Origin of the sequence: Glycomyces algeriensis, from assembly GCF_027622855.1 — a bacterium.
Taxonomy (GTDB): Bacteria; Actinomycetota; Actinomycetes; order Mycobacteriales; family Micromonosporaceae; genus Glycomyces; species Glycomyces algeriensis.
Genome location: NZ_JAPZVR010000001.1, coordinates 340,451 through 351,966 on the forward strand (window position 1 = coordinate 340,451; position 11,516 = coordinate 351,966).

The window sequence follows — 11,516 nt, forward strand, 5'->3', positions numbered from 1 at the left end:
CCCCCCCCCCCCCCCCCCCCCCCCCCCCCCCCCCCCGGGGGGGGCGCGGGCCCCCGCCCCCCCCCCGCCCCCGCGGCCGCCCCCGGCGGCCCCCGCGGCGTTTCGGCGAAGCGGCCGGGTGCCGCCTCAGCCGCGAGGCTCCTTGACCAGTTCGAGGAGGTGCGCGGCGGGGGAGTCGGCGCGGTCCCGGCCCGACGACACCGCCGAAACAGTCCATTCAGGAGCGTCCTCGGCGGCGATCGGCAGCGCCCGCAACCCGCTCGCCTGCGGCTTCGCGGCCACATGCCGCGGCACCACCGCGATCCCGAGCCCCCGGCACACCAGGTCCAGCAGGGTGTGGACGTCGTTCACCGAGCAGCGGACCCGCCGGTGCACGCCGCGCGCGGCGAACGCCTCGTCGTTCAGCGTCCGCACGCCCCAGGCCGGCCCGAAGTCGATGAACGACTCGTCCGCCAGCGCCTCCCAGCGCACCGAGGCGCGGGTCGCCAGCGGATGGTCGGGCGGGAGCAGCGCCAGCAGCGGCTCCCTGCCGATCTCCAGGCGCGGCAGGCCGCTCAGGTGCCGCTCCGTCGCCACGAACGCGACGTCGAGCTCCCCGGCGCGCAGCAGCCCCAGCAGGTCGTGCGAACCGGCCTGCACGAAATGAGTCTCCACGCGCGGATGGCGCCGGTGGAACCGGTCGAGCAGGGCCGCGATGTCGACCAGGCCGAGGCACTGCTCGGCGCCGATCCGCAGCGACCCGGCGAGGTCGCGGCTGGCCTTCACGACCGCGTCCCGCGCGCCCGCGGCCTGCTCCAGCATCGCCCTCGCGTACGGCAGCAGCGCGAACCCGGCCTCGGTCGGCTCGACCCGCCGCGTGGTCCTGATGAACAGGCTCGTGCCCAGCTCCTCCTCGAGCCCCCGGATCGCGGCCGACAGGCCCGACTGCGAGATGCCCGTCAGCTCGGCGGCGCGGGTGAAGTGCCTCTCATCCGCCAGCGCGACCAGGTACTCCATCTGCCGCAGTTCCATGAACGATGCCCCGCACTTCTCAATCCCATGATCGCCAGTTGTTGGACTTCTAGATTACCGGTCCCTAGCATGAGCGGTGCGGGCCCGCCTCGGGCCGCGTTCCAGCTCCGGCGAGGAGAGACCGATGAAGACCTTCACCATGCCAGGCACCGACATCACCGCACCGAACGTGGTGCTCGGCCTGATGCGCATCCAGGACAAGACCGACGAGGAGGTGCGCACCCTCCTCGGCACCGCGATCGACTCAGGGATCACCTTCCTGGACCACGCCGACCTCTACGGCAGCGGGCGCCACGGCTGCGAGCGGCGCTTCGCCGAGGCCATGAAGCTGACGCCGGCCGAGCGCGAGCGCCTGGTCATCCAGACCAAGACCGGCATCATGCACCCCGGCCCGTACTTCGACTTCTCGTACGAGCACATCGTCGAGTCCGTCGACGAGTCGCTGGCCGCGCTGGACACCGACTACCTCGACATCCTCCTGCTGCACCGCCCCGACGCCCTCGTCGAGCCCGAGGAGGTCGCCCGCGCGTTCGACGACCTCGCCGCCGCCGGGAAGGTCCGCGCGTTCGGCGTCTCGAACCACACCGCCCGCCAGATGGACCTGCTGCGCAAGTACGTGAACCAGCCGCTCGTGGCGAACCAGGTGCAGCTCTCGATCACCCACGCGCCCTTGATCGCCCAGGGCGTGGCCGCGAACATGCAGGGCCTCGACCAGTCGGTGGCGCGCGACGACGGCATCGTCGACTACTGCCGCCTGCACGGCATCACCCTCCAGGCCTGGTCGCCGTTCCAGGCGGGGTTCTTCGACGGCCCGTTCCTCGGCTCGGAGCGCTACCCGGAGCTGAACGCCGCGATCGACCGGCTCGCCGCGAAGTACGACGTGCCGCCGATCGCGATCGCGGTCGCCTGGATCACCCGCCACCCGGCGCAGATGCAGGTCGTCATCGGGACCACCAACCCCGAGCGCGTCGCCGCCTCGGCCCTGGGCTCGGACATTCCGCTGACCCGCCCCGAATGGTACGAACTGGTGCGCGCGGCCGGGTACACCGTCCCGTAGCGTCCATTTAGGAATTGCGGTCGATTTGTAGACTGGGCGGGTTTCGGTGACCCGCCCAGGACAAGGACGGCAAATGACCACACCAGTGCCCGGCCCGAGGGCGCTCGTAACCTACATCCGCACCGGCAGCCGCGAGGCCCGCATCGCCTACCGGGAACTGCCGGAGAAGGAGCGCTCCGCCTACCGCGCCCTGGTGCGCCGCGTGTTCGAGACCGCCCTCGCCAGGCACCTCGGCAAGCGCCCCGCCAGGGAGCGGACGCTCGCGCTCATCGAGCGCACCGGCGAGCGCCACCCGCAGTACGCCGGCGGCGTACGCCGCGTCATCCGCTCCACAGTGGAAGGCGTTGCGGTCCAAGGCATGAGCCCCCGGCAAGTGCTCACCGCACAGCACCTCGTCATCCGCGAGATCGCCAAGCTGCACGAGGACTTCCGCACCAGGGCCGACGAGATCGTCGACCCCGGCACCGAGTTCACGGGCGCCGAACCGCAGGCTGTGGCGACGGTGACGCTCAGGCTCGACGGCACCATGCACACCCTCGAACTCCTGCGCGGCGCCGAACGCATGGGCGGCAAGTCGCTCGGCGCGTGCATCGTGCGCGCCTGGGTCGACGCCGAGCAGCAGCGCTGGCGGAGCGCGAAGGAGCTCGGCCGGTACGACCTGTTCCCGGAGATCGGCTCGGGCAAGGGCGGCGGCGACGCCTACCGGCACCAGGCCTACTCCAGCAGCGGCCTCTGCCGGGCGACGGTGGACCGGTACGGCCGCCTGCGCGGCGTCACCTTCATGCGCACCAACCTCTTCGCCGAAGACGGCCGACACGGCCTCGCCGACCAGCTCAGTGAAGCGATCATCGAGGCGCAGGCGGGCCTGCGGACTTCGAGCTCAGCCCGGGACTCGGTCGAGGCCGCTTAGGCGAGCGCCCTCGCCAACGCTTCAGGGCGGGAAAGCCCCGGGTCGCATCCGGGGCTTTCCGAAGCCGCGCAGGCGATCGCCTCGGCGACCTGGTCGCGGCGGGGCTCGCGGGAGAGAACCCCGAGCCGTCCAGCCGTCCAGGTGTTCGTGTCGGCGGCCTCCCTGAGGCCGGCTTCGCGGAGGTAGGCCCGAGGCGCTACCCCGGACGTACCGAACCCGCTTAGCCGATCGCGTCGGCGACCTCGTCGAGGCGGGCTTCGCGGGAGGCCTTGACCAGCACGACGTCCCCTGGCGCTAGGCGCGCCCGCAGCCAGTCGATCGCCGCACCGTTGTCGGGCAGGCGGACCGAACGCGCGCCCGCGCCTTCGGCGATCGGCTGCGCAGCCGTGCCGACCGCGATCACGATGTCGGCGCGCGCGGCGGCGTAGCGGCCGACCGCGCGGTGCTCGGCCTCGCTCGCGTCGCCGAGCTCGGCCATGTCGCCGAGGACCGCGATGCGCCGCCCGCCTTCGACCGCCGCGAGGGCGTCCAAGGCCGCGCGGGCCGAGTCCGGGTTGGCGTTGTAGGAGTCGTTGAGCAGCACGACCCCGCTCGGCAGTTCCCGCAGTTCCATGCGCCACTTCGAGAGTGCGGCACCGGCCAGCGCCTTCGCGCTCGCATCGAGAGGGATCCCGGCGGCGAGCCCCACTGCGGCGGCCGCCGCCGCGTTGCACGCCTGGTGCGCGCCGATGAACGGCAGCGTGAGCTCGGCCGAGGCGTCGGCGGTCCGCAGCGTGAAAGTGGGCCGGCTGCGCCGGTCCAGTGTCAGGTCCAGGACGCGCACGTCCGCGTGCTCGGCCCGACCGAACGTCAGGACCGGGCCGTCGGTCAGCGCCCGCATCGCGACCACGGCCGGGTCGTCGGCGTTGAGGACTGCGGTCCCGCCCGGCGTGAGGCCTTCCACGAGTTCGCCTTTGGCCTTCGCGATGGCACCGCGCGTCCCGAAGTAGCTCAAGTGCGCCTGTCCGACGTTGAGCACGACGCCGATGTCCGGCGGCGCCAGCGCCGCGAGCGCGGCGATGTCGCCGACCCGGCGGGCGCCCATCTCCAAAGCGAGGCAACGGGTGTCGGCGTCAGCGCGGAGCATGGTGACCGGCACGCCGAGCTCGTTGTTCATCGAGCCGGCCGTGGTGACCGTTGGCGCGGCGCTCGCGAGCACCGCCCCGACCAGGTCCTTGGTGCTGGTCTTCCCCTGCGAACCGGTGACGCCGACGACGATCAGCGTGCTGCGCAGCCGCGCCACGACGTTCGCGGCGAGCGCCTGCAGCGCGGCCTGCGCGTCCGCGACGACGACCGTGGGCAGCGCCGTGGGCCGCGAGCCCAGGACCGCGACCGCCCCGGCCTCGCCCGCCTGCCCGGCGTAGTCGTGGCCGTCCACGCGCTCGCCGTCGAACGCGACGAAGAGCCCGCCGGGTTCGGAACGGCGGCCGTCGAACACGGCCGGGGCGGTCACCGTCACGTCATCGCCGACGGCAGTGCCGCCGGTGATCGCGGCGATCTCCTTGAGGCTCAGCGCGATCATGCCCGCGCCCCGCTACGGTCGGCGCGTGCGGCCGGTTCGGCGCGGTACATCGGGACACGTCTCATGCGCACAGGTTTCATGCGCCCAGTCAAAGCGAGGCGCCGTTGCCCGGGTGTATGCGCTTTTTGATACGCCCGCGATACGCCCGACCTATCGTCGGCGTATCGAAAACGCCATACGCTCCGACAACGCTTGGCCCCGTTGACTGTGCGCATGCTCAAGAGAGAACCGGTCGGCATCACGATCTACGGGGCGGGTGAGGACGAGGCCGCGCTGTTCCGCGCGCTCGCGCCGCGCTTCGGCATCGCGCCGAGGATCACCGGCGAGCCGGCGTCCGAGGCCAACGCCGACCTCGCCGCGGGCCACCGGTGCATCAGCATCGGCCACAAGACCCGCGTCACCAGCGCCGCGCTGCGCGCGCTCGGCCGCGCCGGCGTCGCCTACATCTCCACCCGCAGCATCGGCTTCAACCACATCAGCGTCCAGTACGCGCAGAGCCTGGGCATCGAGGTCGGGAACGTCGCGTACTCCAGCGACAGCGTCGCCGACTACACGCTGATGCTCATGCTCATGGCGGTCCGGCACGCGAAGTCCACCGTCCTGCGCGCCGAGGTCCACGACTACCGCCTCCACGAGACGCGCGGCCGGGACCTGCGCGACCTCACCGTGGGCGTGGTCGGCACCGGCCGCATCGGCGGCGCGGTCGTGGACCGGCTGCGCGGCTTCGGCTGCCGCATCCTGGCCCACGACAACACCGCGAAGGCCGCCGCCGAGTACGTGCCGCTCGACGAGCTGGTGCGCCGCAGCGACATCGTCACCCTCCACACTCCACTCACTCCGGGCACCCACCACCTCCTCGACCGCCAGCGCCTCGCGCGGATGCGCCGCGGCGCCTACGTCGTCAACACCGGGCGCGGCGCGCTCATCGACACCGAGGCCCTGGTCTCGGCGCTGGAGAGCGGCAGGCTCGGCGGCGCGGCCCTGGACGTGCTGGAAGGCGAGGAGGGCGTGTTCTACGTCGCGCATCAGGACTCACCGGTCGAGAGCAAGACGCTGCTGCGCCTCCAGCAGCTGCCGAACGTGCTCGTCAGCCCGCACACCGCCTACTACACCGACCGCGCGCTCAGCGACACCGTCGAGAACTCCATTGTGAACTGTCTGCGATTCGAGAAGAGGAACCAGCATGGCTGAGTTGAATATCGGCATCGTCTTCGGCGGCTGCTCCGAGGAGCACCCCGTGTCCGTCAAGTCCGCCCGCGAGGTCGCGGGGAGCCTCGACCCCGGCAAGTACGAGCCGTACTACATCGGGATCACGGAGAGCGGTGCCTGGCGGCTCTGCGACGGCCCCGGACCGGGCTGGGAGGACGGCCGCCCGGCCGTGCTCTCGCCCGACCGCGCCGCGCCCGGCCTGCTCGTGCTCGAAGGCGGCCGGTACGAGACGATCCGCCTCGACGCGGTCCTGCCCGTGCTCCACGGCAGACTCGGCGAGGACGGCGCGATCCAGGGCCTGCTCGAGCTCTCCGGCATCCCCTACGCGGGCTGCGACGTCCAGAGCTCCGCACTGTGCATGGACAAGACCCTCACCTACCTCGTGGTCCGCGAGGCCGGCATCGCCGTGCCCGCCTTCTGGACCGTCGATGCGGACGAGAAGATCGACGCCGGGGCCCTCCCGTACCCCGTCTTCGTCAAACCGGCCCGCTCCGGCTCTTCGTTCGGCGTCACCAAGGTGACCCGCGAGGCGGACCTCCAGGAGGCGATCGACTCCGCCCGGCGGTACGACGCGAAGGTCCTCATCGAGGAGGCCGTCGACGCGAGCGAGATCGGGTGCGCCGTGCTCGGCAACGGGGCCGCGCTCTTCGCCGGCGAGGTCGACCGCGTCGCGCTCTCCCACGGCTTCTTCAGGATCCACCAGGAGGACGCGCCCGAGACCGGCTCCGAGAACGCCCAGTTCATCGTCCCCGCGGACATCCCCGCCGAGTCGCGCGCGCTCGTCCAGGAGACCGCCAAGGCGATCTACCGCGCCCTGGGCTGCCGTGGGCTCGCGCGGGTCGACCTGTTCCTGAAGGCGGACGGCACGGTCGTGCTCAACGAGGTGAACACCATGCCCGGCTTGACCTCGTACAGCCGCTATCCGAGAATGATGGCGGCCTCGGGGCTGCCGCTCGCCGAGGTGATCGACCGGATGGTCGCACTGGCGCTGGAGGGAACGGCCGTTGCGCGATGACTTCGCCTACCTGGACGAGACGGTGCCCGGCATCCGCTGGGACGCGACGTACGCCGCCGCGGCGAACTTCGTCGGCGCACCGGTCGACGGGTACCTGACGAACCGCGTCGTCGGCACGCGCGCGCTGTGCGCGGCCCTCGCCGAGGCGCAGGGAAAGGCCGCGTCGATCGGCCTCGGACTCCTGGTCTGGGACGCCTACCGCCCGCAGCGCGCCGTCGACCACTTCCTGCGGTGGGCGGCGCAGCCGGAGGACGGCCGCACGAAGGGGGACCACTACCCGAACATCGACAGGTCCGAGATGGTCGCCAAGCAGTACGTCGCCCCGAAGTCGGGCCACAGCCGCGGCAGCACCGTCGACCTGACCCTCTGCCGCGCCGGCAACGGCGAACCGGTCCCGATGGGCGGCCACCACGACCTGATGGACCCGGTGTCGCACCACGGCGCGACCGGCATCACGAGTGCCGAGGCCGCGAACCGCGCCCTCCTGCGGTCGATCATGGAGGATTGCGGTTTCGTTCCGTACCAATGGGAGTGGTGGCACTACACGTTGAAGAACGAGCCGCACCCGGACACGTACTTCGACTTCCCCGTCGCCTAGGAGGCAGCGCATGCGCATACGACCGCTGCAAAGCGGCGACGCTGAGGCCGCGAGCGCGCTGCTGCACCAGCTCGGCTACCCGCAGGACGGCGCCGAGGCCACGGCCGCGCGCATCCGGGCCTGGAGCGCCGACCCGTCGAGCGCCGCCCTCGCCGCCGACCGCGACGGGGACCTGCTCGGGCTCATCGCCGTCCATGTCTGCCCGTTCTTCGAACGCGACGGCTCCTGGGCCCGGATCGTGGCGCTGGTCGTCGCCGACACCGCCCGCGGCCAGGGCGTCGGCGGCCGACTCATGGACGCCGCGGAGTCGTTCGCGGCACGCCGCGGATGCAGGAGCATGGAGGTCACCAGCAGCGACCACCGCGACGACGCCCACGCGTTCTACCGGGCCCGCGATTACACCGTCCAGACGGGACGGTCGTCGCGGTTGCTACGGAGCCTCGGCGGCGGGTAGGCGGACCTCCACGCGGAGCCCGCCCTCGGGGCGGGCGGTCAGCGTGAGGCGGCCGTCGTGGGCCTTGACGATGTTCTCGACGATCGCCAGGCCGAGGCCCACGCCCGCGTGGTCGCTGCGGACGCGGCGCGTGCCGCGCTGGAACGGCTCGGTGAGCGTCGCGACCAGGTGCGGCTGGAGCACCTCGCCCGAGTTCTCGACCGTGAGCACCGCGAATCCGGCGTCCACGGCCGCCGCGACCGAGACCGAACCGTCCTCAGAGCGGTTGTGCACGATCGCGTTGTGCAGCAGGTTCACCGTCATCTGCAGCAGCAGCGCCGGCGAACCCGCGGCCGACGCGACCTCACCCGAGACCTGGATGTCCACGTCCTGCGCCTCCGCGAGGGGGAGGAGCGTCTCGGCCGCCTCCTCCGCGACGAGCGACAGGTCCACCGGGCTGCGCGCGAACGAGCGCCGTCCGGTGCGGCTCAGCATGAGCAGCGCTTCGGTGAGGTCGATGGCCCGCGCGTTCACGAAGTGCAGGCGGTCGACGAGTTCCGGCGTGCATCCCGCGGGGTCGCGCTGCGCCACCTCGAGGAGCGTCTGCATCGTCGCCAGGGGAGTGCGCAGCTCATGGGAGGCGTTCGCGGCGAACCGCTGGTGCTCGCCCACGTGCGCTTCGATCTGCTCGAGCATCGAGTCGAAGGCGTCGGCGAGCTCCCGGAACTCGTCGCGGGGGCCGGGCATCCGGATGCGGTGCGCGAGTGAGCCTTTCGCGGCGATGCGGGTGGCGCCCGCGATCTGGTTGAGCGGGGCGAGCATCCGGCCGGCGAGGAACCAGCCGCCGCCGAGGCCGAGCACGAGCAGGAGGCCCATCATGACCGCCGCCTTCGGGGCGAACGCGCGCCAGAGGTCCAGGCGGCCGGGGATGAAGTAGTTCGGCGGGCAGCGGCCCCCGGTGCCGGGCTCGCAGGGGCCGCCGAGGCTGACCGCCTCGGGAGGCACGTAGCGCAGCAGGAACACCCAGACGACCGCGAGCAGCATCGCCCCCGCGAGCAGCAGGAGCGCGGCGTAGCTGATCGTCAGTTTGAGGCGGGCGCTCAGGCCGGGGCGCCTATCCACGGTCCGCGCCCGCCTCGATGCGGTACCCGACGCCGGGCACGGTCGCGATGACCCACGGCTCGCCCAGGCGCTTGCGCAGCGCCGAGACGGTGATGCGCACGGCGTTCGTGAACGGGTCGGCGTTCTCGTCCCACGCCCGCTCCAGCAGGTCCTCGGCGCTCACCACCCCGCCCTCGGCCGCGACGAGCACTTCGAGCACCGCGAACTGCTTGCGGGTGAGCGCCACGTACTTTCCGTCGCGGAAGACCTCGCGCCGGAACGGGTCCAGCCGCAGGCCCGCGATCTCGCGCACGGGCGGCCGGTGGTGGGCCCGCCTGCGGTCGAGCGCCCTGAGCCGCAGCACGAGTTCCTTGAGCGCGAACGGCTTCGTGAGGTAGTCGTCCGCGCCGAGCTCGAACCCGGAGGCCTTGTCGTCGAGCCGGTCCGCGGCGGTGAGCATCAGGATCGGCATGCCGGTGCCGGAGTCGACGATGTGCGCGGCGACCTCGTCCCCTGATGGCCCGGGGATGTCGCGGTCGAGGACCGCGATGTCGTAGGCGTTCACGCTCAGCAGCTCCAGGGCGGCGTCGCCGTCGCCGGCGATGTCCGCGGCGATGGCCTCCAGCCGCAGGCCGTCGCGGATGGCCTCTGCCAGATAGGGTTCGTCCTCGACGATCAGCACGCGCATAGTTCCACGATGCTACGGGCCCGCGCCTATCGCCGGCGTATCGAAAACCGCTAACGCGCCGACAACACCGCCCCTCCTGTACTGGAGGGCATGTCCTACAGCCTTTCCGCACGAACCATGACCCGCCGGCTCCGCCGGGGGCTCGCCGCCACAGTCGTGGCCCTCCTCGCGGCGATCGCCAGGGCGCTCGGCTACCGGCTCCTGCACCTGCGCGACCGCGGCGCGCTCGGCGTGGCCGACGGCGCCGTCCCATACCGCACCACGGTCTTCGACGACGCGGTCGCGGGCGTCGCCAACCTCGACCCGGCACTCCTCGCCGCCGTGCGCCGGGCCGCGTCGGACGCCTCGCGCGACGGCCTCGTCTTCTATGTGAACAGCGGCTGGCGCTCCCCGGAGTACCAGCGGCACCTGCGCCGCGAAGCGGTCTCCCGGTACGGCTCCGAGGAGGCCGCCTCCCGCTGGGTGTCCACACCGGAGACCTCCGCCCACGTCGCCGGGCACGCGGTCGACATCGGCCCGCGCGCCTCCGCGGCGTGGCTGGCGCGGCACGGCGCCGCCTACGGGCTGTGCCAGATCTACCGGAACGAGCCCTGGCACTACGAACTGCGCCCCGAAGCGGCCGTGCACGGCCCGCCGCCCATGTACGCCGACCCTTCAGAGGACCCGCGCAACCGGCGGTGACCAGCGCCTCCGGCCCGCTGCGAACGCCCGCCGAAAAACGCGCTCGAGCGGGAGCCGCTGCGCCCGTACGATGTCGGGCAGGCCCGTGCACGGCAATGCGGGCAGCGCTTCGGACGCGCACCGCGCGGGCCGGGCAGGGGAGAGGGGTCCGGCGACGATGGAGGTTCCCAGCGCGGCACGGGCGGTCGCAGCGGCGAAGGCGGTCGCCGCATCCGTCGGCCTGCGTGCCGACGACGCGATCGTCCTGAACGACTCGAACAAGCTCACACTGCGACTCCTGCCCTGCGACGTGCTCGCCCGGGTCGCCCCCGCCTCCCACGGGATCGCGCAGTTCGAGATCGACATCGCCCAGCGCCTCGGCGAGTCCGGTCGCCCGGTGGCCGCTCTCGATCCCCGCGCGGAACCGCGTGTCTACGCCCGCGACGGCTTCGACATCACCCTGTGGACCTACTACCCGCCCGTCTCGGCCCAGGAGGTCCCTCCGGCCGAGTACGCCGCCGCGCTCGCACGGCTGCACGCCGGCATGCGGTCGCTCGACCTGCCGACGCCGCACGTCACCGACCGGGTCGGAGAGGCGCAGCAGATCCTCGCCGACCGGGACCTCAGTCCCGAACTCGCCGAACCGGATCGGCGGCTCCTCGCCGAGACGCTGCGCGACCTGCGGAGCGAGATCGACGGCCGCGGCAAGGAGCAGATCCTCCACGGCGAACCGCACCCGGGCAACCTGCTCGCGACCGCCGAGGGGCCACTGTTCATCGACTTCGAGACCTGCTGCCGCGGGCCCGTCGAGTTCGACATCGCGCACGCGCCCGAATCGCTCGAGGAGCACTATCCGGGCGCCGACCGGGAACTGGTGCGCCAGTGCCGCATCCTGAAGCTCGCCATGGTCGTGACCTGGCGCTGGGACCGCGACGACCGACTTCCCGACGGCCGCCGCCGGGGCGAGGAGTGGTTCGCCGAGATGTGCGCGGCCCTCGGCCGCTGAGGCCACGACCTGCCCGGCCGCCGCGCACTCGTGCGCGCCTTAGTATCGACGACCATGGACCAGCACACGTGGGACCGGAAGCACGACCCCGACGTGCGCATCCGCTACATCATGGCGTTCCTGCCCGTCGCGTGGGCGGGCGTGTCCTCGGTCTTCACCTGGTCCGAGTGCCGGGTCGAGTCGTTGGGGGGGGGGGGGGGGGGCCCCCCCCCCGCCCCCCCCCCCGGGGGCCCCGGGGGGGGGCCCGGGCGCGTGCGCCCCCCCGGC

12 protein-coding genes are annotated in these 11,516 nt (G+C 72.5%); 8 read left to right on the top strand and 4 right to left on the bottom strand.

The window, feature by feature from the left end; translation table 11 throughout:
• Positions 1-126: 126 nt before the first annotated feature.
• Entirely contained in the window at positions 127-1,011 is an 885-nt protein-coding gene (locus O2L52_RS01315; RefSeq protein ID WP_270113485.1) for a LysR family transcriptional regulator, read from the bottom strand.
• 124 nt (positions 1,012-1,135) lie between these two features.
• Here O2L52_RS01315 and O2L52_RS01320 point away from each other — a divergent pair, with 124 nt between their 5' ends.
• Complete coding sequence (locus O2L52_RS01320; RefSeq protein WP_270113486.1) at positions 1,136-2,068, top strand: aldo/keto reductase; 933 nt, start codon at positions 1,136-1,138, stop codon at positions 2,066-2,068.
• Positions 2,069-2,141: 73 nt separating this feature from the next.
• Entirely contained in the window at positions 2,142-2,978 is an 837-nt protein-coding gene (locus O2L52_RS01325; RefSeq protein WP_270113487.1) for a hypothetical protein, read from the top strand.
• 220 nt (positions 2,979-3,198) lie between these two features.
• Here O2L52_RS01325 and O2L52_RS01330 read toward each other — a convergent pair whose 3' ends face one another.
• The gene (locus O2L52_RS01330) at positions 3,199-4,539 is read right to left on the bottom strand and encodes a UDP-N-acetylmuramoyl-tripeptide--D-alanyl-D-alanine ligase (protein ID WP_270113488.1); all 1,341 of its coding nucleotides are present in this window, start codon (positions 4,537-4,539) and stop codon (positions 3,199-3,201) included.
• 213 nt (positions 4,540-4,752) lie between these two features.
• Between O2L52_RS01330 and O2L52_RS01335 the strand changes: the two genes are divergently transcribed.
• Genes O2L52_RS01335 through O2L52_RS01350 form a run of 4 tightly spaced genes read left to right on the top strand, consistent with a single transcriptional unit; the run spans position 4,753 to position 7,815 of the window.
• Positions 4,753-5,730: a D-isomer specific 2-hydroxyacid dehydrogenase family protein gene (locus tag O2L52_RS01335; protein WP_270113490.1), complete on the top strand. Its 978-nt coding sequence runs from the start codon at positions 4,753-4,755 to the stop codon at positions 5,728-5,730.
• On the top strand, positions 5,723-6,763 hold the full coding sequence (gene vanA, locus O2L52_RS01340) for a D-alanine--(R)-lactate ligase (protein WP_270113491.1): 1,041 nt from the start codon (positions 5,723-5,725) through the stop codon (positions 6,761-6,763). Before O2L52_RS01335 ends, vanA begins: the two co-directional genes overlap by 8 nt.
• The gene (gene vanX / locus O2L52_RS01345; RefSeq protein ID WP_270113492.1) at positions 6,753-7,361 is read left to right on the top strand and encodes a D-Ala-D-Ala dipeptidase VanX; all 609 of its coding nucleotides are present in this window, start codon (positions 6,753-6,755) and stop codon (positions 7,359-7,361) included. Before vanA ends, vanX begins: the two co-directional genes overlap by 11 nt.
• Before the next feature lie 10 nt (positions 7,362-7,371).
• Positions 7,372-7,815 carry a GNAT family N-acetyltransferase gene (locus tag O2L52_RS01350; RefSeq protein WP_270113493.1) on the top strand — a complete coding sequence of 148 codons (444 nt, stop codon included), beginning with the start codon at positions 7,372-7,374 and terminating at the stop codon, positions 7,813-7,815.
• Here O2L52_RS01350 and O2L52_RS01355 read toward each other — a convergent pair.
• Entirely contained in the window at positions 7,792-8,916 is a 1,125-nt protein-coding gene (locus O2L52_RS01355) for a sensor histidine kinase (protein WP_270113494.1), read from the bottom strand. The genes O2L52_RS01350 and O2L52_RS01355 overlap by 24 nt on opposite strands.
• Complete coding sequence (locus O2L52_RS01360; protein ID WP_270113495.1) at positions 8,909-9,583, bottom strand: response regulator transcription factor; 675 nt, start codon at positions 9,581-9,583, stop codon at positions 8,909-8,911. The genes O2L52_RS01355 and O2L52_RS01360 overlap by 8 nt, the downstream gene beginning before the upstream one ends.
• Before the next feature lie 117 nt (positions 9,584-9,700).
• Between O2L52_RS01360 and O2L52_RS01365 the strand changes: the two genes are divergently transcribed.
• Positions 9,701-10,264 (top strand): M15 family metallopeptidase, encoded by a 564-nt coding sequence (locus O2L52_RS01365; RefSeq protein WP_270113496.1) that lies wholly within the window; start codon positions 9,701-9,703, stop codon positions 10,262-10,264.
• A 157-nt stretch (positions 10,265-10,421) separates the two neighbouring features.
• A complete protein-coding gene (locus tag O2L52_RS01370; RefSeq protein WP_270113497.1) occupies positions 10,422-11,249 on the top strand; it encodes a phosphotransferase enzyme family protein in 828 nt (275 codons plus the stop codon).
• Positions 11,250-11,516 lie beyond the last annotated feature (267 nt).